The organism is Kribbella aluminosa (assembly GCF_017876295.1).
GTDB lineage: Bacteria > Actinomycetota > Actinomycetes > Propionibacteriales > Kribbellaceae > Kribbella > Kribbella aluminosa.
Window position 1 is genome coordinate 3,424,068 of the sequence record NZ_JAGINT010000002.1, and the last position, 23,686, is coordinate 3,447,753.

Consider the following 23,686-nt stretch of genomic DNA (forward strand, 5'->3'; position numbering starts at 1 on the left):
GTCCAGACCGGGAGGCCCCATGACCGGGATTCCTGAAGGCTGGTCCTACGGGCCGTGGCACGACGGGCCGGATCCGCTGAGACCACCGGTGGACCTGCGGGACGCGCTGGACGAGATCGGCCGGGACGTGATGAACGGGTCGTCGCCGCGGTCCGCGCTGGAGGAGATGCTCCGGCGCGGCACCCGGAACACTCAGGGCCTGGACGACCTGACCCGCCGGTTGTGGGAGCGCCGCCGCGAGATTCAGCGGCGGCACAACCTCGACGGGACGTTGCAGGACGTCCAGCGATTGCTCGACGAGGCGCTGGAGGCCGAGCGGCGCGAGCTGTTCCCGAACCCGTCCGACGACGCCCGCTTCAAGGAGGCCGAGCTCGACGCGCTGCCCTCCGGTACGGCGGCCGCCGTACGGGAGCTGGCCAACTACCAGTGGGAGTCGTCGGAGGCCCGGCAGAAGTACGAGGAGATCCGCGAGCTGCTCGGGCGCGAGCTGCTCGGGTCGCGGTTCGAGGGCATGAAGGAGGCCCTGCAGCAGACCACGCCGGAGGACGTCGAGCGGATCAACGAGATGCTCACGGACCTGAACGCGCTGCTGGCGGCGCACGCCCAGGGGCGTCCTGACGTACCGCAGCTGTTCGACGAGTTCATGGCCAAGCACGGCGAGTTCTTCCCGGAGAACCCGCGGAACGTCGAGGAACTGATCGACGCGCTCGCGCAACGGGCGGCCTCCGCGCAGCGGATGCTGAACTCGATGACGCCCGAGCAGCGTGCCGAGCTGATGGAGCTGTCGCAGCAGGCGTTCGGCAACGCACAGCTGTCACAGCAGCTGTCCCAGCTCGACGCGCAGCTGCAGTCGCTGCGGCCGGGGGAGGACTGGTCCGGGTCGGAGCGGATGCGCGGTGACGACCCGCTCGGTCTCGCCGAGGGCGCGCAGGCGATGTCCGACCTGGCCGAGCTGGACGCGCTGGCCGAGCAGCTCGCGCAGTCGTATCCGGGCGCACGACTGGAGGACATCGACCTCGAGGCTCTGACCCGGCAGCTGGGTGACGAGGCGACAGTTGATGCTCGCCGGCTTTCGGAACTGGAACGGCAGCTGCGGGACCAGGGCCTGATCGAACGGGCCCCGGACGGCTCGCTGCAGCTGTCGCCGAAGGCGCTCCGGCAGCTCGGTCAGACGGCGCTGGCCGACGTACTGCGGACCGCGCGCGGATCGGGTGAGCGGGACGCCGCCAACGCCGGTGCGGCCGGTGAGCTGAGCGGGTCGACGCGACCGTGGCAGTTCGGGGACACCCAGCCGTGGGACGTGCCGAGGACGGTGCGGAACGCCGTACTGCGGACCGCGCATCGCGGCGGTGGCGGCGTGAAGCTCGACGTGGCGGACGTGGAGATCGCGGAGACCGAGCACCGGGCCCGGGCCGCGGTCGCGTTGCTCGTCGACACGTCCTGGTCGATGGTGCAGGAGGGCCGCTGGCTGCCGATGAAGCGGACGGCGCTCGCGCTGCATCAGCTGATCTCGACGCGGTACCGCAACGACGCACTGCAGCTGATCACGTTCGGGCGGTACGCCGGGGTCGTGGAGCTGCCGCAGCTGATCGGGATGGAAGGCGCCTGGGAGCAGGGCACGAACGCGCACCACGCGCTGCTGCTCGCCGGACGGCATCTCAGGCGGCACCCGGACGCGCAACCCGTCGTACTGATGGTGACCGACGGCGAGCCGACCGCGCACCTGGAGCCGGACGGCACGGCCGAGTTCTCGTATCCGCCGGAGCCGGCCACGCTCCGCAAGACGATCTTCGAGGTCGACCGGCTCGCCAAGCTCGGCGCCTCGCTCACGGTCTTCCGGCTCGGCGACGATCCGCGGCTGAACGCGTTCGTCGACCTGCTCGCCCGCCGGAGCGGCGGCCGGGTACTCGCGCCGGACGCCGACGGGCTCGGCGCCGCGGTGGTCGGCGACTACCTCCGGACCCGCCGCAAGCTCTAACGCAGTCGCAGCGCATGCGCCGGGGTCGCGTCGTGGAGGATGGCTGACAGTACGTCGATGCCGTCCACCAGGCGAGGCCCCGGCCGCGCGAAGTACCCGTTCGCGTCGACCGCCCAGACGGGGATGTCCGCGGGCAGGTCGGGCAGCAGGTCGGCGGTCAGCTGCGCGGCGCCGTCCAGATCGAACCCGCAGGGCGCAGCCACGATCACGTCCGGCCGCGCCGCCGTCACGTCCTCCCAGGTGATCTCGGTCGACGGTTGGCCGGCGGTTCCCAGCACATTCGTCCCACCCGCGAGCGTGACCATCTCCGGAAGCCAGTGCCCGGGCGCGAACGGCGGATCGGTCCACTCGAGCAGCGCGACCCGCGGACCCGGTGCTGTCCTGAAACTGCCCAGTCGCGAGTTCAGGGCGTCCAGCAGCGGGGTCGCGTCGCGGGCGATCCCCTTCGCGATGGTCCGGATCGACGTCAGTACCTCGTCCACGGTGTGCGGGTCCGCGCTGACGACTTCCGCCGTACAGCCGAGGTAGGCGAGCGCCTCGTCGACGTCCTCGACGTCGATCGCACACACGGCGCACAGATCCTGGGTGATCACCACGTCCGGGTCGAGCTCGCGGAGGGCATCGGCGTCGAGGTGGTACAGGTCCTCGCCGGCCGCGAGTTTCCGGCGTACGGCGGTGTCGATCTCGCCCGGTGTCAGCTCCGCGGGCAGTGTCGTCGTGGACACCGTCCGGCGGGTCCGCGCGGCGGCCGGGTAGTCGCACTCGAACGTCACCCCAACGACGTCTTCACCGGCGCCCAGCGCGAAGCAGATCTCGGTCGCCGACGGAAGCAGGGAGACGATACGCACCCGCCCGACTCTATCCGGACCATGACAGAAACGGCGTAGCGCGGCGGCGTTGTGCCGCCCTGGAGATCGCGCCGATTGTCTCGCGTTGTCAATGGGGGAAGGGTTTTCCGGCCTTCGGTCTGTGGGCATCGTCACGTCGGCATCGTGAGACCAGTGTTCAACTGGACTGGTTTTCTGCCTTACCCTGAAAGCACGCCCCCGCCGCCGTCGCCGACGGGCCAGCGGCCTACTTCGCCGCGCCTGAAACACCACCCGCCTGCAACCCAGGGAGTGACCGTGCCGAAACTCGTCTACGACTTCGCCGAAGGCAACAAGGACATGAAGCAGCTCCTCGGCGGCAAGGGGGCGAACCTGGCCGAGATGACCAATCTCGGCCTGCCGGTACCACCCGGATTCACCATCACCGCCGACGCGTGCCGTGCGTACCTGGAGACCGGCGCGGTCCCCGATGACCTCGCCGACGAGATCGACCACCACGTCCACCTGCTCGAGCGGAAGATGGGCAAGAAGCTCGGTCAGGCCGACGACCCGCTGCTGGTCTCGGTCCGCTCCGGCGCCGCCGTATCGATGCCGGGCATGATGGAGACGGTCCTTAACGTCGGCCTCAACGACGACTCGGTGAACGGGCTCGCGCACCACTCGGGCACCCCGCGGTTCGCCTGGGACGCGTACCGCCGGCTGATCCAGATGTTCGGCAAGACCGTGCTCGGCATGGACGGCGACGTCTTCGAGGACGCGATCGAGGCGCTGAAACGGGCGAAGGGCACGCACGACGACCTCGACCTGGACGCCGACGACCTTCGCACGCTGGTCGGCACCTTCAAGCAGGCGGTGCTGGAGCACACCGGCCGCGAGTTCCCGCAGGACCCGCGGACCCAGATGGACCTCGCGATCGAGGCCGTGTTCGGTTCCTGGAACTCGGACCGCGCGATCCTCTACCGCCGTCAGGAGCGGATCGCGGCTGACCTCGGTACCGCGGTCAACATCTGCTCGATGGTGTTCGGCAACCTCGGCATGGACTCCGGCACCGGCGTGGCCTTCACGCGTGACCCGTCGACCGGGCAGCCGGGCGTGTACGGCGACTACCTGCAGAACGCGCAGGGCGAGGACGTCGTCGCGGGCATCCGCAACACGGTCCCGCTGGCGGACCTCGAGCAGCTCGACAAGACGTCGTACGACGACCTGATGCACATCATGGCCACGCTCGAGGGACACTACCGCGACCTGTGCGACATCGAGTTCACTGTCGAACGCGGGAAGCTGTGGATGCTGCAGACCCGGGTCGGCAAGCGGACCGCGGCGGCGGCGTTCCGGATCGCGACCAGCCTGATCGACGAGGGCGTGATCGGCACCGACGAGGCGCTGCAGCGGGTGAAGGGTGCGCAGCTGGCGCAGCTGATGTTCCCGCGGTTCGACACATCGGCTGCGAAGGACCTTGTGACGAAGGCGATCGGGGCGTCGCCAGGGGCAGCGTCGGGCCAGGTCGTGTTCACTTCGGCGGCCGCGGTCGAGGCCGCCGAGCGTGGCGATAAGGTGATCCTCGTCCGGCGCGAGACCAACCCGGACGACCTGCACGGGATGATCGCGGCGCAGGGCGTCCTGACCAGCCGCGGCGGCAAGACGTCGCACGCGGCCGTGGTCGCCCGCGGCATGGGCAAGACCTGCGTCTGCGGTGCCGAGGAGCTCGACGTGAACGTTGCCCAGGGCACCATTACGGTTCGCGGTACGACGTTGTCGGCCGGCGAGCTGATCTCGATCGACGGAACCACGGGCGAGGTGTTCCGCGGTGAGGTACCGGTCGTACCGTCGCCGGTCGTGCAGTACTTCGAGGGCACGCTGGCGCCGGACGCCGGCGACGAGCTGGTCGCGTCGGTCCACCGGCTGATCACGCACGCGGACGAGGTACGGCGGCTCGGCGTACGGACGAATGCGGACACCGCCGACGACGCGGCGCGGGCGCGGCGGTTCGGGGCCGAGGGGATCGGGCTGTGCCGGACCGAGCACATGTTTCTGGGCGAGCGGCGGGAGTCCGTCGAGCGGCTGATCCTCGCCGACGACGACGCGGAGCGGGAGGCGGCGCTGGCGGAGCTGGAACCCTTGCAGCGTGGGGACTTCCTGGAGTTGCTGAAGGCGATGGACGGGCTGCCGGTGACGATCCGGCTGATCGACCCGCCGCTGCACGAGTTCCTGCCGTCGATGGAGGAGCTGGCGGTGAAGGTCGCGGTGGCGCGCGAGCGGGGTTCGGCCTCGGAGCACGACGTGACGCTGCTCGCGGCGGTCGAGCGGCTGCACGAGCAGAACCCGATGCTCGGTCTGCGCGGCGTACGGCTCGGGCTGGTGATTCCTGGGCTGTTCGCGATGCAGGTACGGGCGATCGCTTCCGCGGCCGTCGAGTTGCGGGCGCGGGGGAAGGATCCGCGGCCGGAGATCATGATCCCGCTGGTAGGCGCCGTACAGGAGCTGCAGCTCGTCCGGGACGAGGTATCACGGGTGCTGACCGAGGTCGGTGTCGATCGGGAGATTCCGATCGGGACGATGATCGAGCTGCCGCGGGCCGCGGTGATCGCGGACCAGATCGCGGAGGCGGCGGACTTCTTCTCGTTCGGTACGAACGACCTGACGCAGACCACGTGGGGGTTCAGCCGCGACGACGTCGAGGGCGCGTTCTTCTCGCGGTACCTGGAGAAGGGGATCTTCGCGGTATCGCCGTTCGAGTCGATCGACCGGGAGGGCGTCGGCGCTCTCGTTCGTACGGGCGTCGAACGTGGGCGCGCGACCAAGCCGGATCTCAAGCTGGGCGTCTGCGGCGAACACGGCGGCGACCCCGACAGCATCCACTTCTTCCACGAGGTGGGCCTCGACTACGTCTCCTGCTCCCCGTTCCGAATCCCAGTAGCCCGCCTGGAGGCCGGCCGAGCTGCGCTGGACTGAATCCGGAAACGGACCTGCGTCACTGACCAACCACCGACCGGCGCGGCTCGGCACGCTCAGCCGAGCCCCGGGCGCGGCCGGAAGGTGCGTTTAGTCAGTGCTGCAGGTCCGCGCTAGCCTGCGGCGATGAGCCGCGAGAGCCTGCGCACGACGTTCGGCGAGGACCCCGAGCTGTACGACCGGGCCCGTCCAACCTACCCACGCTAGCTCTTCGAGTCCGTGGAGTGTCGGAGATATCTGTGGGAGCAGGTGTGTTCGACCGCCGAATACCTTGAACTTTTATCCTCGTACTCGGGTCATCGGGCCTTGACAACCGACCTGCGTGACCGTCTGTACGACTGCATCGGCGCGCTCATCGACACCACCGGCGGTTCGGTCACGAAGCGTTATCTCAATCAACTGTCTGTAGGAATTTGTCTTCACCAAACCCTTGCATAGTGGTGCGTGCGCTGGTGAGAATATCCGGGCGGGAAGGGAGATCACTCGTCGACTTTCGGGTCTGACCTGAACCAGCCGCTGTGGCGGCTCGTGACTCCCTTTCCGCACCAAATCGTCGTGTTCCAAGGGCATTGTAGAGTTCTGGGCATGGCCCAATTTGTCGTACAGCTGCGCTTCGACGTGTCCGAGACCGACCGCCGGCTGGAGGTCCGCCCGGCGCACCGCGAGTACCTCACCGAGCTCAAGGCCGCGGGCAAGCTCGTCGCCGCCGGACCGTTCACGGACCAGACCGGCGCCCTCCTCGTGTACGACGTGGCCGACGAGGCCGAGCTCCGCGACATCCTCGCCAAGGACCCGTACACCCCGGCCGGCGTCTACGAGCTCGCCACCCTCGCCGAGTGGCAGCCCCTCTTCCCGTTCAGCTGACGCCGGAGGGAGCGAGCAGGGCGAGCGTCTAACGCTGGGGATGCGAGGAGCTCGCCGCTGTCGTGGAAGGCGGACGCAGGTGCATGCATTACCCCCGTTTCCGGGCCGCGAGGTGCCCGATTCGGGGACGTGCACGTCCACCGCCCCGTTCTGCACCACACCGTGCGTCGCGGTGCTCCCGACAGCACGCGGTCCGCGTCGAGGTGTCAGGCCTCGGCGCCCTCGAGGTTCAGGTGGTCGACGTACGCCCAGAGCCAGACCAGGGGAGCGAGGACGAGTTCGGGTTCGTCGTCCTCGTCGGCGATGAACAGCATCGACGCCTCGCCGTTGGTGATGTCCTCGCAGACCGCCTCGCACATCTCGAGCGCGAGCTCGAACGGCAGCAGCCGCGGCCCGTTCTCCCAGCGGGGCTCCGGCAGCGGGAGGACTGGGGCCTCGTCGGTGCCGTCCAGCTCGACGGAGATCTTCTGCAGCTCCTCGTACAGGTCGAAAGAGATCAGCCCGGCGAGCGGCCGGCCGTCCAGGCCGATCAGGTACGGGTCGTCGGTGCCTTGGCGGAACGCGTCCCGGATGTCCGGCAGCGCCGCCTTCAGATCGGTCGCCTCGAGGTACGGCGCTTCGTCCGGCTCCTCGTCCGCCTCCGCCTGGACCAGCCCGCTGCGCATCTGGTCGAACTGGTGGAGCAGCCCGTTCAACTCGTCGTACGCGCCGCCGCCCGGTGTCTTCTGGGCCCGCGCCTCCAGGTCGCGCAGGTGCTCGACCAGGTCGTCCTCGAAGTGCAGCTCGTACCGCGGCAGGCCGGGCTCGCGGCCCGCGTTCAGCTGCGCGACGATCTGCGTGGACACCGGCCCGATCCGCTCCGCGAGCACTTCGAGCGGGGTGGTCGGCTTCTCCTCGTCGTCGTGCGCGCAGGAGTCGTCGTTCTTCCCGTCGCCCTCCATCGCGAGCAGCACCTGGAACGCCTGGAAGGACAGCAGCGCCGCGGTCGCCATCGTCCCGTCGCCGATCAGCATCAGCGGGTTCCCGCCGGCTTCGGTACGGCGTACGTGGTCGGGCATCAGCGTCGCGGCCTGCTCGACGTTCACCTGGCTGGCCAGCGAGGAGAGGCCGTGGTCGGTGTCGACGCCGAGCAGCTCGACCAGGCGCTCGGAGCTCATGTCGAAGTTCGAGCGCAGGTAGTACCGCAGCCAGCCGGCGTCGACCGGGTTGCCGAGCAGCTCCGCGATCCGGGCCCGGAAGTCGGCCAGGTCGGCGATCGCCAGCACCACGAGCACCGGCTGGTCGCCGTCGCCGATCACCAGCGGCCGGGTGTCACCGTTGTGGAACCCCTCGATGACCTGGTGCAGGCTGTCCGCGGCTGCTTCCAGCGGCCACGACTCCGCCTCGAACTCGTTGACCACCGCGGCGGAGGTGTCGTCGGGCATCTGCTGGTCCTCTCCGGGGTGCGGCGGGAGTTGGGGTAACTGTAGGCTGCCGGCGATTCACCAGGTCACACGGGTCCTGAACGGCGGCGGCGTGATGTTCGCTACGCTGCTACCGGCGGGTCGGTGAAGCGGTATCTCACATGTGAGATATGGTCCCCGGTATGACCGACGACTACCTGAGCCGGATCGGAAACCTCATCCGGGACGCCCGCAAGCACCGCGGCTGGACGCAGACGCAGCTGGCGGAAGTGCTGAACACCAGCCAGAGTGCGGTGAACAGGATCGAGAAGGGTCATCAGAACCTCACCCTCGAGATGCTCGCCCGGATCGGCGAGGCGCTCGACTCCGAAATTGTCTCTCTCGGCGGCGGTCCGGTCCACCTCCGAGTGGTCGGCGGCCGCCGGTTGTCCGGCTCGATCGACGTCAAGTCCAGCAAGAACGCCGGTGTCGCGCTGCTCTGCGCCAGCCTGCTGAACAAGGGCCGGACGACGCTCCGCAAGGTCGCCCGGATCGAGGAGGTCAACCGGCTCCTCGAGGTACTGAACTCGATCGGCGTGAAGACCACCTGGCTGAACGACGCCGGTGACCTGGAGATCGTCCCGCCGGCGCAGCTCGACCTGGAGTCGATGGACGCCGACGCGGCCCGCCGTACCCGCTCGATCATCATGTTCCTCGGTCCGCTGCTGCACCGCGAGGACGCGTTCGAGCTGCCGTACGCCGGCGGCTGCGACCTCGGCACCCGGACCGTCGAGCCGCACATGACCGCGCTCCGCCCGTTCGGTCTCGAGGTGAAGGCGACCGGCGGGCAGTACCACGCGCTGGTGAACCGGGCGATCGCGCCGGGCAAGCCGATCGTGCTCACCGAGCGCGGGGACACCGTGACCGAGAACGCGATCATGGCCGCGGCCCGGTTCGACGGCGTCACGGTGATCCGGAACGCCAGCCCGAACTACATGGTCCAGGACCTCTGCTTCTACCTGGACCTGCTCGGCGTCCGGATCGACGGCATCGGCACCACGACGGTGACCGTGCACGGCAAGGCGGACATCGACGTCGACGTGGACTACGCGCCGTCCGAGGACCCGATCGAGGCGATGAGCCTGCTCACCGCGGCGATCGTCACCAAGTCCGAGATCACCATCCGCCGGGCGCCGGTCGAGTTCCTGGAGATCGAGCTCGCGCTGCTCGAGGAGATGGGGCTCGACTACGACCGCAGTACCGAGTACCTGGCCGAGAACGGGCGGACCCGGCTGGTGGACCTGACCACCCGGCCGTCCAAGCTGCACGCGCCGATCGACAAGATCCACCCGATGCCGTTCCCGGGGCTGAACATCGACAACCTGCCGTTCTTCGCGGTGATCGCGGCGACCGCGACCGGGCAGACGCTGATCCACGACTGGGTGTACGAGAACCGTGCGATCTACCTGGCCGACCTGAACAAGCTCGGCGGCCGGGTGAAGCTGCTCGACCCGCACCGGGTGATGGTCGAGGGGCCGACGCACTTCTCCGGCGCCGAGATGATGTGCCCGCCGGCGCTCCGTCCGGCCGTGGTCGCGCTGATCGCGATGCTGGCCGCGAAGGGTACGTCGGTCCTGCGCAGCATCTACGTGATCAACCGAGGGTACGAGGACCTGGCGACCCGGCTGAACTCGCTAGGCGCTCAGATCGAGACCTTCCGGGACATCTGAGTTCTGGTTCGAGTTCTGGTTCGAGTCCTGCTCTGAATCCTGCTCTGAATCCTGCAGGAATGCGATGGCCTCGGTGATCACTGCTGGATCCGAGAGGATCCGGCGGTGGCCGAGGCCGGTGGTCGGCAGGAAGTGTGCGTGCTCGCCGTAGTTCCGCAGCAGGAGCTGGGCCTGGGTGGGGTCGACGACGTCGTCCTGGTCGTTGTGGATCACCAGTAGCTCGGTCTTGCCGGGGGTGACCGAGAAGCGGGTCCAGATGTCGTCGTCGCCGTCGAAGTACCCGCGTTCGATGGCGCGCCGCAGTTCGCGGTTGAGCTTCGGGCCGAGGCCGAGCTCGGCGCAGAACGCGTCGGCGAGATAGCCGAAGTCCGCGACTCCGCTGATCATCACCATCCGCTTCGCAGCGACGCCCTCGCGGACGGCGTACAGCGCGAACGGTACGCCGAGGGAGTGCGCGATCACGCCCTCGAACGGGCCGTGCCGCTCCTCCAGCGCGCGAATGATCCGCTGGTGCCCGAGGATCGACGTCACCTCGCCGCCGGAGTCACCGTGCGCCGGGGCGTCGTACGAGACCGGGCTGTACCCGAGCTCCAGCAGCCGCGTCACGAACCCCGCATACCGCGAAGCCCGCGACCGCCACCCGTGCACCAGCAACACCGGCCGCTCGCCGTCGCCCCACGCATAAGTCCGAACCCCCAGGCCAACCCGCGCTCCCGCCACGCCCGCTCCCGCGCCAACTCGGGCGCCGCCCGCTCCCGCGCCAACTCCCGCGCCGGCCGCCCCCGCTCCCGCGCCGCCCGCTCCAACTTGCGCGCCGGCCGCCCCTGCGCCGCCCGCTTCCCTGCCGCTCGCGCCGGCTTCGTCGAGGTTGAGGGTGTTGACCGTTGCCGCATTGTGGACAATCTGCTCGTCTGCACGGACCCGGCCGCGGGCGAGCGGGCGGCGCCACAGGTTGAACGCGATCCGGCCGCCCAGCCGCGGTGACAACGATCCGATTGTCTGCAATCCGACACTGACCAGCTTCTGCATGACCACCCCTCCACCAAACTATACGAACGGTCGTATTATTAGTTTCGATCACCCTAGCAGTCAATGGACTTAGGATCGGGCCGATGGAGAAGGTCGACGGACGGCTGGCGCGCGGTGATCAGACCCGCCGCGCCGTACTGCGGCGCGCCGTCGACATCGCCTCGGTCGACGGCCTCGAAGGACTGTCGATCGGACGGCTCGCGACCGAGCTCGGAATCAGCAAGAGCGGGCTGTTCGCGCACTTCGGTTCCAAGGAGGAGCTACAGCTCGCCACGGTGCGCGCCGCGCGGAGGATCTACGCCGACAACGTGGTGATCCTGGCGTACGAGATCGAGCCCGGCCTCGGCCGCGTGTGGGCGCTGAGCAAGTACTGGCTGGACTACTCCCGGAGCCGCGTGTTTCCGGGCGGCTGTTTCTTCCAGAAGGTCTCCCACGAGTTCTCCGCACGCGACGGCGCCGTCCACGAGTACCTCGCCGCCGTACACCGTGAATGGATGGACCTGATCGAAACCGCCGTCACCGAGGCCGTCGACCGCGGCGAACTCACGGGAGACCCCGCCCAGCTCGCCTTCGACCTGAACGCGTACTACGAAGCCGCCAACCTGGCCTCGATCCTCCACAACGACGACTCCGGCTACGACCGCGCACGCGGCGCAGTGCAGACCCGCCTCGCAGCGGCCGTCGTACCCGGGACGCCCTTGCCCTGGTGACGCGGATTGAGTTCCTAAGGGATGTCAAGCCACTTGGTGGGTCGTAGGGTTGGTTTTGGCGGGTCGGGATGTTGGAGCGCTTTGCGACTTCTGTGACTCCCGGCCCGTCCTTGCTTTGCGTCGCTGGGACATGCGGGCGTGGGCGGCTTTGTCGCGGGTCTTGGGGTCGACGCTGTGGCGGTCGCGGACGATGCGGCGGCCTTCGTCGGGGGTGATGATGCGGCCGTCGGTGTCGCGCAGGACGTAGTGCTGGCGGGTGCGCCAGCAGGTCGCGATCCGGGTGAGCAAGGTGGTGGCGATGTGGCAGATCGCGGAGTCGTGGTGCCGTTCGGTTTCCATGAGCCGCTTGTACTTCGCCGCGAGCTGGGGGTCGGTCCTGCGGGCGGCGTCGGCGGCGGCGAACAGGGCCTCGCGCAGCAGCGGGTCACCGGCCTTGGTGAGGCCGTGCTGGTGGGCCGACTGCCCGGACTGGGCGACTTTTGGGACCAGGCCGGAGTAGGCGCGGATCGCGGCCAGGGAGTGGAACCGGTGCGGGTCACCGATCCGGCCGACGATGATCGCGGAGGCGACCGGTCCGACCCCGGGCGCGGAGGCGACGATGCCGGTGGGGTCGGCCTCGGCGTAGAGGTTCGCGGTCCGCTCGTCGAGGTCCTCGATCTGCTCGGTCAGCACCCGGGCCTGCTCGGCCTCGACCGCGATATCGGCGGCCAGCTCAGCGAAATCGATCCCGGCCTCGGCGTCGGTGCCCCATAGCTCGAGGGACTGTTTCGCGGCGGTGAGCAGTGCCCGGGCGTGGTCGTCGCGCCAGGCGCCGCGCGAGTGCCGGATCAGGAACCGGGTCAGCCGAGCCTGTCCGAGCCGGATGAGGCTGTGGGGGTCGGCGTAACGGGCCAGCACTGCGAGGGCTGCCTTGCCGTAGTTCGAGCCGAGCGCGTCGTACCAGGCCGGGCCGAGCAGCTCCAGTTGCGCATCGAGGCGCTGGAAGACCGCAGTGCGGCGCTTCACGAGCGAGGACCGGATCTTCACCGCGCGGCGCAGAGGCTCGGCCGGCCCATCGCCGGTGTGCTCACGCAGCCCTTCGGGGTGCAGCAGCGGCAACCGGGCCAGCAGCTTGGAGTCCAGATGGTCGTTCTTCGTGTGCTTGGAGTAGTACGCCCGCAGGTCCGCCGACTGCGTGGTCGGCACCATCGAGACCTTCGCGCCACGGCGCCGGAACCACGACGCGACCGGCGCCCAGGCGTTGCGGGTCGGTTCCATCACCACCCGCAGCACGTCGCCCTCGGCCAGACCGACCGCGGCCCACAGCGCCTCCAGGTCAGCCGGCCGGGTGAAGAACTTCCTCCCCGTCCACACGAACGTCCCATCAGAACGGGCCAGCGAGGCCTGATGCGCCGCCCGGCACGCCAGGTCGATACCCAAGATCAGCTCCACGAACATCCTTCCACCACAGCGGCATCAGATCACTCAGCCCAGCCCGGCGACGGCACAGCCCAGACATTCCGTAAGCAGGAGTCCACCCACCCAGGGGCAGCTCCAAGTTCCCGAACAGAGACACCGGCCGAACACAGACCCGGCCCCGCGAACGACCACTCACTCCTCAGGAATCGCCAGGCGTTCCGGTCGGTGGGACGATCGCCCGCGGGGCACACACTCAACCTAAATGTCGGTGAGCGCCGTTAGTGTGGACGGTGATGAGGAAGCAGCATGAGGGGTACGACGAGCACGACGCGGAGCGCTGGGTCGCCGAGCCGGTGAAGCGGCCGGGGCGGACCGCGTTCGCGCGTGATCGGGCGCGGGTGCTGCACAGTGCGGCCCTGCGGCGGCTGGCGGCGAAGACGCAGGTGGTGCTGGCGGGCACCGACGACTTCGTGCGGAACCGGTTGACCCACAGCCTCGAGGTCGCGCAGATCGGGCGCGAGCTGGCGGCGACGCTCGGCTGCGACCCGGACATCGTGGACGCGGCCTGCCTGGCGCACGATCTCGGGCATCCGCCGTTCGGCCACAACGGCGAGCGGGCGCTGGACCAGGTCGCCGTGGACATCGGCGGCTTCGAGGGGAACGCGCAGACCCTGCGGCTGCTGACCCGGCTGGAGTCCAAGACGTTCGACGCCGACGGCCGCAGCGTCGGGCTGAACCTGAGCCGCGCGACCCTCGACGCCGCGACGAAGTACCCGTGGCCGCGGCGGCCGGAGGAGCGGAAGTTCGGGGTGTACGACGACGATCTCGCGGTGTTCACGTGGTTGCGGCCGGGGGTGGGGGAGCGGCGCTGCCTGGAGGCGCAGGTGATGGACTTCGCCGACGACGTGGCGTACTCCGTGCACGACGTCGAGGACGGGATCGTTGCCCATCACATCGATCTGGCCGCGGTGGACACGGTCCGGGAGCCGTACTGGGAGACCGTCCGGCAGATGTACTTGCCGGAGGCAAGCGACGCCGAGCTGGACGAGGGCTGGGCGCGGCTGCAGGCGCTGCAGTACTGGCCGGCCGCGACGTTCGACGACAGCCGGCGGGCGCTCGGCGGGCTGAAGGATTTGACCAGCGAGCTGATAGGGCGGTTCGCGACCGCGGCGGAGCAGGCGACGCATGCGGTGTTCGGCGGGTCCCGGCTGATCCGGTACGAGGCGGATCTGGTGGTGCCGCCCGGGATCCGGACCGAGATCGGGCTGCTGAAGGGCGTCGGGATGTACCACGTCCTCAAGTCCCCGGAACGCCAGGCCCGCCGCGCCACCCAGCGCGAACTCCTCACCGAGCTGGTCGAATCCCTCTGGAAGACGGCCCCGCGCCATCTGGACATCCCGTTCCAGTCCGACTTCACAGCCGCGCCCGACGACAATGCCCGCCTCCGCGTCGTCGTGGACCAGGTTGCCTCCCTCACCGACCCCTCAGCCCAAGCCTGGCACCAAACCCTCTGCCCCTGAACCGCCCCGGCCCCCACCCACAGCAGGTCGGCCCCCACCACCGCTGGAGCCACGGCCGCCCCACCCGGCCCCGACCACTCGCGCCCGCCCCCACCGCCCGCCCCCACCCCAGCGCTCGCCCCACCCACCGCCTGTGCCCTGGGGCCTGACCGTCCGTGCCCGTCTCGGGCCCGGCCGTCCGTGCTCGTCTCGGGCCTGGCCGTCCGTGCCCAGCCGGGCCACACGGCCGTGCGTACGCCGGCCGTGGGGCCGCACGACCCAGCGCACCCTCGCCCGTGAGCGCCCCGCCCCGCTCATGCCCGCCCCGCTCATGCCCGCGCCCGCATGCGCCCGCGCCCGTGAGCGCCGCACCCCGCTCATGCCCGCGCCCGCATGCGCCCGCGCCCGTGAGCGCCGCACCCCGCCCGTGCCCGCGCCCGCGCCCGCGCCCGCGCCCGTGTCCGCCTCGTCTGGTGTCTGCCTGGTGCGCGTATACGCTCCGCACCCGGACCCGGACCCGGGCCTCGTTCCCGGGCAGCGGCCGGCGTGGTGGTGCGCGGTTCGTCTCAGGGGTCAACCGGCTCTTGTGTTGCTTGTGTTGCTTGTGTGGGTGGTTGCTATGTTCCGGGCGGGCGCTGCAATCGGGTGGCGTGCAGTCTGGACAGGGGGTGTCGGCCTGTCGGGTAGTGCACCTGAGCGTGATCGGGATCGCGCGTACGGTGTCTCGCTGGTGCTCTACCTGTCGAGCTGCCCGCGGACGACCCGGGACGTGGGGCTGGGGAGGATTGCTTCCCGATCCGGGAGGGCAACCTAACCCAACCCGGTCCCCGGCCCAGCGAACCGCCCGGTGCAGGTCGACTTTGTGCAGCAGATCCGCATGTTCGGTGCGTTCGGGTACGGCTCCGGTGCGCGAGGTTGCCCACCATCCCGACCGGGCCGGCTCCGGCTTGACGCGGGGCGGGTCAGCGGCAGCGGACAAGCTCCCACGGTCGACCGACTTTGGCAGCACCGCCGGAACGGCAGACGCTGGATGATCGGCCGCCTTCCGACCCACACATCCAACACAAGAGCGGTTAACCCCTCGGCTGGTCGGTTGACATCGCGCATGCGGGTGGTGAACCGGCAACTTGAGGGGTTAACCCTTTTGGTGGTTGGCGGCGTGTGTGGGGTGGGGGAATCGGCGACCTCAGGGTTTGACCCCTGAGGTTGCCGAGGTGGTGGTTGCCGGGATGCGCGTGGGGCCGCTGCTCGCAGCCGATTGGGGGGCGGCCGTTCGGAACGATCGGCGGCCGTCCGAGCCAGGAGTTGGCGTTGTCGCTGACCGCAGTGATCGGCCGAACCCACGACCTGCTGGCGGGGTCGCCCGAGGCCACGGGTCCGGCGGGGTCGCCCGAGGCCACGGGTCTGGCGGGGTCGCCCGAGGCCACGGGTCCGGCGAGGTCACCCGGAGCCACGAGTCTGGCAGAGTCACCCGGAGTTGCAGTCCGCTGGTGATCACGGCTGGAGTTGCGGTCGGTTGGTGGGGTCGGCTGGAGTTGGGGGCTGTTGGTGGTGTCGGGCGGAGCTGCGGTCTGTTGGTGGGGGCACCCGAAGCCGCAGGCCCTGTGGGCGGGGGTTGGAGGGAGTTGCGGTCGGCCGGAGCTGGGGGCTGTGGGTGGGGTTGGACGGAGTTGCGGGCTGCTGGTGGGGTCAGTGGATGGTGGTGAAGGGGAGGTTTAGGCCTAGGTGGTTGTTGTTGGGTTTGTTGGTCAGGCGGATTTGGGTGAGTTCTGCGTCGGAGAGCGCTCGGCGGTAGATGCGGACCTCGTCGAGGGTGCCCTGGAAGCGGTTGGCGCCGTCGACGCGTTGGCCGATGTGGATGCCCTGGACGCCGAACTCCTTCCCGGCGGTGACCGAGCCCGCGGGTGCTGGCGCGGAACCGACCTCGGTGCCGTCGATGATCAGGCGGAGCTTGCCGGCGGCTCGTTGCAGTACGACGTGGTGCCACTGGTTGTCGTTGTACGCCGACGCCGACTGGACCGTCACGTTGAACCGGTCGACCGACAGTAGCGCCCGGATCCGGTTGCTCTCCGGCTCAGCCCGCAGCCACACCTGCGGCGTACTACCGGAACCGGTCCGATAAGCCCAGAGGATCGCGTGCGTCCCGGTCGTCGCGCCGTACTTGAGCCACGTCATCATCGTGAAGTCGTCCGCCCCGAGGTCGATCGACCGGTCGAACGGCACCTCGACGTAGTCGTCCACGCCGTCCAGCGTGAGCCCGCCGCCGAACTTGCCCTCGGCAACAGTCGCCCCGCCGCGCACGTACGCCGGATTGTGCGCCGGCCCGACATCGGGCGTCAGCGGCCCGGGTGCTGGCGGTCCTGGAATACCCGGCGGCGTCCCGTTCGGCACCGACAGGTAGGCCTCGTTGAACCGCGCCCAGCGGATCGACTCGTACGGGTTCGCGACACCCGCCTCGTACAGCAGCCCGGCCTGGTCGCCGTGCAGCCGGACCAGGTCGGAGTACGCCGACGGGCCCCACCAGAACACCTTGCCCTGCTGCCAGGTGCCGAACGAGCGCGCCTCGTCGTACGACGAACGCACCGTCATCACCTCCCGTGCGGCCGGATGCGCGGGCGCCGAGAACAGGATCCGGTGCGGGTCGAACCGCAGCAGTGACCCCTGGACGTCCGGCATCACCAGCTGCGGAATCGTCCGGAACGGCTTGTCGAACGTCTCGCCGCCGTCGCTGCTGATCGCGTACGCGCGATTGCCCGGATCCGTGCCGCGTTCCCGGGCGAGCGCGTAGATCCGCCCGTCGTTCAGCTCGACGACGGTGACCTCCTGCGCGATCACCTTCCCGTCGTCGCGGGACGTGGTCGCACCGATGTGCCACGTCTGGCCCGAGTCGTCGGAGTACAGCAGGTGCGTGCCGTAGACATGCGGCCCGACCCCGTCGTACGTCTCGAAGTTGGCGCCGACGATCAGCCGGCCGGCGTGGGGGCCGTGCTGGAGCTGGATGCCGTGCATCGGGCCGGTCGCGTACCAGAAGTTCCAGCTCGGCAGCTTCGCGTCGGTGAGTTCGCGCGGCGCGGTCCAGGTGGCGCCGTTGTCGTCGCTGGTCTGCACGTACGGGTCGCGGTCGCAGCCGTTTGTGCAGGGATCCGGACCGTTGTGGGTCGTCACCAGGACGATCCGGCCTGTCCGATTGTCAACAATCGGCACGGGATTGCCGTGCGTACTCCCGTTGCCGTCGGAGACCACCTGCAGCGGTCCCCAGGTCTTGCCGCCGTCGGTGGAGCGGCGCAGGACGATGTCGATGTCGCCGTCGTCGCCGCAGTCCGCGACGCGGCCCTCGGCGAACGCGAGGACATCGCCGTTCGTGGCGTGCACGACGGCTGGGATCCGGAAGCAGGAGTACCCCTCGGTCTTCTGCTGGAACAGCACGGTGTCGTCGACGAAGGGCGCTGCGCCGGCGTGGGCGGCTGGAGCGCTGAGGGTTGTGAACACCAGTAGGGCGGCGGCCGCGAGGCGGCCCGGTCTGCGTACGCGCATGGCTCTCCCAAGGAGGACATAGGACGTATGATGTCCAGCGACAACGTAGTCATCGAGACCGCCTGCGACAAGAGTTCGGCGCGGACTAAAGTGCGGTCATGGCAGACGCAGAGCAGATCGTGATCGTCGGTGCGAGTCTCGCGGGTGCGACCGCGGCAGAGACGCTGCGGGAGGACGGCTGGAGCGGGCGGATCGTCCTGATCGGCAGCGAGAAGTCCTTGCCGTATGAGCGACCTCCGTTGTCCAAGGACGTGCTGCTCGGCAAGGCCGGCACCGACAGCGCGCAACTGCACGACCAGCAGTGGTACGACGACCACACGATCGACCTCCGGCTCGGTACGACGGTGACCGCGATCGACCCGGCCGCACATACGGTCACGCTCGACGACGGCTCGCAGGTCCCGTACACGAAGCTCCTGATCGCGACCGGCAGCCGGGTCCGCCAGCTCGACGTACCGGGTGCCGACCTACCCGGCGTGCACTACCTGCGGACGGCGGAGGAGTCGCAGGCGCTGACCGAGGCGTACGCCGCGAAGCCGCGCGTGGTAGTGGTCGGCGCCGGGTGGATCGGGCTCGAGGCCGCGTCGGCCGCGCGGGAGCGGGGCTGCGAGGTGACGGTCGTCGAGCCGCAGCCGACGGCGCTCGCCGCCGTACTCGGGGAAGAGGTCGGCGGGCTGTTCGCCGACTTCCACCGCGAACACGGCGTGCAGTTCCGGTTCGGGACCGGCGTGGAAGGGTTCGAGGGCACGGACAAGGTGACCGGGGTGAAGGTGACCGGCGGCGAGGTGATCCCGGCGGACCTGGTGATCGTCGGCGTCGGCGTCCGGCCGAACACCGAGCTCGCCGAGGCCGCCGGCATCGAGGTCGCGACGCCGGAGAACGGGTCCGGCATCGTCACCGGCGCGGACCTGCAGACCAAGGTCGCGGACGTGTACGCCGCCGGTGACGTGGTCCGCTGGGACCACCCGCTGCTCGGCCGCTCGGTCCGCGTCGAGCACTGGCAGAACGCGAAGGACACCGGTGCCGCGGCCGCGAAGTCGATGCTCGGCGAGGACGTGTCCCACGACGCGATCCCGTACTTCTTCACCGACCAGTTCGACCTCGGCATGGAGTACGCGGGCGAGGTGCCACGCGGTACGTCGTACCACGTGGTGCTGCGCGGCGACCCGAAGTCCGGCGCCTACCTGGCGTTCTGGCTGGACGACGACAACCGCGTGCTGGCCGGCATGCACGTCAACACCTGGGACACGATCGACGCCGTCAGCGCGCTGATCCGCTCCCGCAAGCAGGTCGACCCGGCCCGCCTCGCCGACACCTCCGTCGAGCTGTCCGAGATCTAAACGCGAGATCTAGAGCGGATAAGCGACGTACGCGAACGACGAGCTGTCCGGTGACCAGCTCGGCACGTTCATCGTGCCCTGGCCGCCGAACAGGCTCGTCAGTTCGCGGACCTCGCCGTCGTGCAGGAGCAGCCGCAGCCGGACGTCGTCGATGTCGGCCGGATGGCCCTCGGTACCGAACGGGAAGCTCACGTACGCGATCGCCGACCCGTCCGGTGCCGGGTGCGGGAACCAGTTGACCCGCTCGTCGGACGTCAGCTGCTCGGCCCTGCCGTCCTTGATCCGGAACAGCTGCGCCTGCCCCGCGCGCTCGGAGTTGAAGTAGATCCACTCGCCGTCCGGCCCGTACTCCGACCCGTCGTCCGCGAACTCGTCGTCGGTCACCTGGACGTCGGCGCCGCCCGCGGCCGGGATCGTCCACACGTTGGTGATCCGCCGCTCGCCGACCCACTCCAGGCCGATGTAGGCGAGCGTCGTACCGTCCGGGGACACGCCGTGCAGGTAGTGGTGGAACCCGGCCCCGCGGTCGTTCGTCACCCGGCGGCCTGCACCGCCCTCGAGCGGTACCGCGTAGAGGTGTCCGTCCTCCGCGGACACGTAGACCGTCCGCCCGTCCGGGCTGACCACGTGGTCGTTGTTGATCGCCGGCACCCCGCCGAGCTCGATCTCCTCGAGCCCGTCCGCGACCCGGTAGAGCAGTCCGTTGCCGTTGACAATCAATGTGCCGTCGGCGAGCCAGTTCGGCGCTTCGAACAGCACCTGGTCCGAGCTGAACACCAGCCGGCGCTCGTTACGGGCGACATCGACGACGTACAGCTCGGACCGCTGACCAGGGCGGAGGCTTCTTGGCATGCCGCCAACCTAGCTCGGATTCGCGATGCACCCCGCGCCCGGCAGCGACAGCTCGGCATGCAAGATGTCGAGGTACGCGCAGCCGTCGCGCTCGTTCGGCTCGATGATGCCGCCCTCGTGCCACTCGTTCCAGGCGTACAGGAACAGGTAGTTGTCGACGGTCGACGGACGGGTCGACGTGGCCATGTCCGCGACCGCGTTCCGGACCGCCGTACGGTAGCCGTCCAGGGACTGGTCCGGCATCCAGCGGATCGCCTTCACGTCGGTCTGCTCGATCGGGTACCGCGGCCGCTCGTCGAAGTCCGACAGCACGCACCGCCCGTACGCACCGGGCGCCTGGTTGTAGAACGCCCGCTGACCCTGCAGGTACGTCTTGTACGAACGGCTCTCGACCGCAGGCCCGTCGGTGGTGCAGTACGGCGCGTCCGCACCGGCGTTGCCGACCTGCTTCGGGTCGAAACCGGCCTGGTTGATCATCACGTAGATGTCCTCGCCGAGCTGGCTGCGGGCCTTCGCCCGGACGGTGTCGACGAACTGCTTCACCTGCGCGTTGCTGCCGTCACCGAGACCGCGGGCGTCGCAGATGTTGAGGATCTTCCGGCCGTCGTTGGTGCGCAGCGCGTTGTCCTGCTGCAGGTAGCGCATCAGGTTCGCGGCGACCGCGTCGTACTGCGTCGTCGGGATGCTGAGTGGAGCGTACGGGTGCGCGCAGACGCCGACGGTGAAGTCGATGGTGTCCTTGTTCCGCGCCTTCAGGAACGCGTCGAGCGCGGCGCCGGTGACGGTCTGCTGCTGCTTGGTGTTGTCCCAGTACCAGTAGAAGTTGAAGAAGCTCAGCCCGGCCGAGGTCGCCTGGGTGATGTGCTTCTCGAGGGTCCCGGGCAACGAGTCGTCGTAGTACCCGATCGACGGCTTCAGGTACGACCAGTCCTCGCCGGGCCAGTTGTCGGTCGCGTAGTGGGTGCCGTCGTGGAAGTCCCGGACACCGCCCCACCAGTCGTTGTCCCGACCGTAGATCTCCTTGGTCCGGGCGATGATCGTCTGGTGGCCGTTGGTGTTGAACATGCCGAAGTACACGGCACCGGCGCGTACCCAGTTCTGGTACACGTACCCGACCGGCCCGTCGAGCGTGTACCCCGCCTTCAGCAGCTCAGCCGTCTTCGACGCAACCGCCAGCCGCCACTCCTTGCCGTTGGTGAACCGCCGCAACTCCATCAACCCGGCCCCTGCCTTGGTCGCGACGTACCCGGCGGTCCCCTCCAAGACCCAGTGCTGGGCCACCAGAGCGTCCCGCTCCTGCGTACTGCTGGTGAACAGCCAGCGCGTCGCCGAGGCCGAGGGCTTGAGGCGGTACAACGCCGTCCACCCGGCCTTCGCCTCCCGCCCGACGAAGCCCGTCGTACCCGGCTGCCGCTGGTAGCCGGCAGCCGTGGCCGACGCGACCTCACGAGGATCGGCGGTGTACAGCCGCCCGACGCCACCGGGTGCGACCAGCTCGACGAACGGCGCGGGCTGCGCCGGCCTGGTGACGGCCGTGGACTGTAGTGCAGGCTGGTCCGCGCTGACAGGTCCGGCGGTCAGCGCGGCGGTGGCCGTGGCGATGACTGCGGCGCTGAGCGCGAGCAGACCGAGTGTGCGACGCATACAGAATTCCCCAGGTTCGTCGTTGGTTGCCGATGATCGTAGACTCGCGGGGTGGCAGGCCGGATCAAGGAAGAGGACATCGCGCTGGTGCGCGAGCGGGCCCGGATCGACGACGTCGTGGGTTCGTACGTGACCTTGAAGAACGCCGGCGGCGGCAACCTGAAGGGCCTCTGCCCGTTCCACGACGAGAAGTCGCCGTCGTTCAACGTCACCCCGGCGCGCGGGTTCTTCTACTGTTTCGGCTGCCAAGAGGGCGGCGACGTCATCGACTTCATCCAGAAGGTCGACCAGATCACGTTCTCGGAGGCGGTCGAGACGCTGGCCGCCAAGGTCGGCATCCAGCTCCGGTACGAGGACTCCGGCGCGCCGGTGCAGCGCGGCCCGGGCAACCAGCGGCCGCGGCTCGTCGAGGCGCACCGGGTGGCCGCCGAGTTCTACGTCGACAACCTGTTCGGCGCGGCCGAGGCGTCGCTCGGCCGGCAGTTCCTGGACAAGCGCGGGTTCGACAAGGACGCCGCGGTGCGGTTCGGGGTCGGGTTCTCCCCACGCGGCGGCGAGGCGCTCACCAGCCATCTGCGCGGCCGCGGCTTCAGCAACGCCGAGCTGGTCGCGTCCGGCCTGGTCGCCGACGGGCAGCGCGGGCTGTACGACCGGTTCCGCGGCCGGCTGATGTGGCCTATCCGGGACGCCTCGTCGGACGTGATCGGGTTCGGCGCCCGCCGGTTGTTCGACGACGACCGGATCGAGGCGAAGTACCTGAACACGCCCGAGACCCCGATCTACAAGAAGTCCAAGGTGCTGTACGGCGTGGACCTCGCCCGGCGCGAGATCGCGAAGGGCCGGCAGGCCGTGGTGGTCGAGGGCTACACCGACGTGATGGCGTGTCACCTGGCCGGCGTGCAGACCGCGGTCGCCACCTGCGGTACGGCGTTCGGCGAGGACCACGCGCGGGTGCTGCGGCAGCTGCTGCTCGACAACGACCAGTTCCGCGGCGAGGTGATCTTCACCTTCGACGGCGACGAGGCGGGTCAGCGGGCGGCGCTCAAGGCGTTCGCGGGCGACCAGGCGTTCGCCGCGCAGACGTACGTCGCGGTCGAGCCGGACGGGCTGGATCCGTGCGACCTGCGCCTGCAGAAGGGCGACGCCGCGGTCCGCGAGCTGATCGGGCGGCGCGTCCCGCTGTACCGGTTCGTGCTGGGGAACGTGCTGACGAAGTACGACCTGGATCGCGCGGACACCCGGATCGACGCGCTCCGGGACGCGGCCCGGCTGGTGATCAGCATCCGCGACCGGTCGAAGGTGGACGCGTTCATCCGCGAGCTGGCCGGGCAGCTGGGCATGGAGGTCGACCAGGTCCGGTCGGAGGTGTACCGCGCGGCCTCCCGGGGCCCGGCACCGCAGCAGAACCACCAGCGGCACGGGCCGTCCGCCGGTGAGGCCCCGCCCCCGCAGCGGGTGGACCTCCCGTCGCCGCGGGACCAGCGGTTCGTGATCGAGTGGGACGTGCTGAAGGTCGCGATGCAGTTCCCGGCGCTGGTCGGGTCCGCGTTCGACGAGCTCGACGACCACGACTTCACGCATCCGTGGCTGGCCGCGGTCCGGGCCGGGATGGCGAAGGTCGGCGGTCCGGCGATGGCGGCGCCCGGCGAGGCGTGGGTGGTTGCCGTCCGCGATGCCATCGGCAACGATCCGGCGGCCGCGGTGGTCGGCGCGCTGGCCGTGGACCCGCTGCGGCTGGGTCGCGAGCCCGACGAGCAGTACGCGCTGTTGCTGCTGGCGCGGCTGCAGGAGCTGACCTGCGCGCGCCGGATCGGGGACCTGAAATCGAAGCTGCAGCGCACCAACCCGATCGACCGCGCCGACGAGTACAACCGGATGTTCGGCGAACTCATCGCCCTCGAGGCCTACCGCGCCGAACTCCGCAACCGCGCCATCTAATCCTGCTGA

Annotated in this window: 15 protein-coding genes; 8 read left to right on the top strand and 7 right to left on the bottom strand. The window is 69.6% G+C overall.

The genetic code is table 11. The features are described 5' to 3' along the window. Nucleotides 1–19 precede the first annotated feature (19 nt). Complete coding sequence (locus JOF29_RS37565) at nucleotides 20–1,978, top strand: vWA domain-containing protein (RefSeq protein ID WP_209699081.1); 1,959 nt, start codon at nucleotides 20–22, stop codon at nucleotides 1,976–1,978. Here the strand turns inward: JOF29_RS37565 and JOF29_RS37570 are convergent. Then, entirely contained in the window at nucleotides 1,975–2,826 is an 852-nt protein-coding gene (locus tag JOF29_RS37570) for a TroA family protein (protein WP_209699082.1), read from the bottom strand. The two genes, JOF29_RS37565 and JOF29_RS37570, sit on opposite strands and share 4 nt — an antisense overlap. Nucleotides 2,827–3,102: 276 nt before the next feature. Between JOF29_RS37570 and ppdK the strand changes: the two genes are divergently transcribed. Next, complete coding sequence (ppdK, locus tag JOF29_RS37575) at nucleotides 3,103–5,757, top strand: pyruvate, phosphate dikinase (protein ID WP_209699083.1); 2,655 nt, start codon at nucleotides 3,103–3,105, stop codon at nucleotides 5,755–5,757. Nucleotides 5,758–6,342: 585 nt separating this feature from the next. Further along, nucleotides 6,343–6,621, top strand: coding sequence for a YciI family protein (locus JOF29_RS37580; protein WP_209699084.1), 279 nt, complete (start codon nucleotides 6,343–6,345; stop codon nucleotides 6,619–6,621). A 206-nt stretch (nucleotides 6,622–6,827) separates the two neighbouring features. Here JOF29_RS37580 and JOF29_RS37585 read toward each other — a convergent pair whose 3' ends face one another. Continuing rightward, a complete protein-coding gene (locus JOF29_RS37585; RefSeq protein WP_209699085.1) occupies nucleotides 6,828–8,045 on the bottom strand; it encodes a type II toxin-antitoxin system Phd/YefM family antitoxin in 1,218 nt (405 codons plus the stop codon). A 161-nt stretch (nucleotides 8,046–8,206) separates the two neighbouring features. Here JOF29_RS37585 and JOF29_RS37590 point away from each other — a divergent pair, with 161 nt between their 5' ends. Then, on the top strand, nucleotides 8,207–9,733 hold the full coding sequence (locus tag JOF29_RS37590) for a helix-turn-helix domain-containing protein (RefSeq protein ID WP_209699086.1): 1,527 nt from the start codon (nucleotides 8,207–8,209) through the stop codon (nucleotides 9,731–9,733). Here JOF29_RS37590 and JOF29_RS37595 read toward each other — a convergent pair. Beyond that, on the bottom strand, nucleotides 9,698–10,762 hold the full coding sequence (locus JOF29_RS37595; protein ID WP_209699087.1) for an alpha/beta hydrolase: 1,065 nt from the start codon (nucleotides 10,760–10,762) through the stop codon (nucleotides 9,698–9,700). The two genes, JOF29_RS37590 and JOF29_RS37595, sit on opposite strands and share 36 nt — an antisense overlap. 83 nt (nucleotides 10,763–10,845) lie before the next feature. On the opposite strand from JOF29_RS37595, the gene JOF29_RS37600 reads away from it, so the two are divergent. After that, on the top strand, nucleotides 10,846–11,472 hold the full coding sequence (locus tag JOF29_RS37600) for a TetR/AcrR family transcriptional regulator (RefSeq protein ID WP_209699088.1): 627 nt from the start codon (nucleotides 10,846–10,848) through the stop codon (nucleotides 11,470–11,472). 24 nt (nucleotides 11,473–11,496) lie between these two features. On the opposite strand, the gene JOF29_RS37605 is transcribed toward JOF29_RS37600, so the two are convergent. Next, the gene (locus JOF29_RS37605; RefSeq protein ID WP_209699089.1) at nucleotides 11,497–12,903 is read right to left on the bottom strand and encodes an IS110 family RNA-guided transposase; all 1,407 of its coding nucleotides are present in this window, start codon (nucleotides 12,901–12,903) and stop codon (nucleotides 11,497–11,499) included. A 260-nt stretch (nucleotides 12,904–13,163) separates the two neighbouring features. On the opposite strand from JOF29_RS37605, the gene JOF29_RS37610 reads away from it, so the two are divergent. After that, a complete protein-coding gene (locus tag JOF29_RS37610) occupies nucleotides 13,164–14,390 on the top strand; it encodes a deoxyguanosinetriphosphate triphosphohydrolase (protein WP_209699090.1) in 1,227 nt (408 codons plus the stop codon). A 1,668-nt stretch (nucleotides 14,391–16,058) separates the two neighbouring features. Here JOF29_RS37610 and JOF29_RS37615 read toward each other — a convergent pair. After that, nucleotides 16,059–17,903 (bottom strand): sialidase family protein, encoded by a 1,845-nt coding sequence (locus tag JOF29_RS37615; RefSeq protein ID WP_209699091.1) that lies wholly within the window; start codon nucleotides 17,901–17,903, stop codon nucleotides 16,059–16,061. A 98-nt stretch (nucleotides 17,904–18,001) separates the two neighbouring features. On the opposite strand from JOF29_RS37615, the gene JOF29_RS37620 reads away from it, so the two are divergent. Continuing rightward, nucleotides 18,002–19,243 (top strand): NAD(P)/FAD-dependent oxidoreductase, encoded by a 1,242-nt coding sequence (locus tag JOF29_RS37620; RefSeq protein ID WP_209699092.1) that lies wholly within the window; start codon nucleotides 18,002–18,004, stop codon nucleotides 19,241–19,243. A 9-nt stretch (nucleotides 19,244–19,252) separates the two neighbouring features. Here the strand turns inward: JOF29_RS37620 and JOF29_RS37625 are convergent, their stop codons facing one another. Next, the gene (locus JOF29_RS37625) at nucleotides 19,253–20,095 is read right to left on the bottom strand and encodes a TolB family protein (RefSeq protein ID WP_209699093.1); all 843 of its coding nucleotides are present in this window, start codon (nucleotides 20,093–20,095) and stop codon (nucleotides 19,253–19,255) included. Nucleotides 20,096–20,104: 9 nt separating this feature from the next. Then, entirely contained in the window at nucleotides 20,105–21,739 is a 1,635-nt protein-coding gene (locus JOF29_RS37630; protein WP_209699094.1) for a glycoside hydrolase family 99-like domain-containing protein, read from the bottom strand. 51 nt (nucleotides 21,740–21,790) lie between these two features. On the opposite strand from JOF29_RS37630, the gene dnaG reads away from it, so the two are divergent. Continuing rightward, complete coding sequence (gene dnaG, locus JOF29_RS37635; protein WP_209699095.1) at nucleotides 21,791–23,677, top strand: DNA primase; 1,887 nt, start codon at nucleotides 21,791–21,793, stop codon at nucleotides 23,675–23,677. Nucleotides 23,678–23,686: the final 9 nt, after the last annotated feature.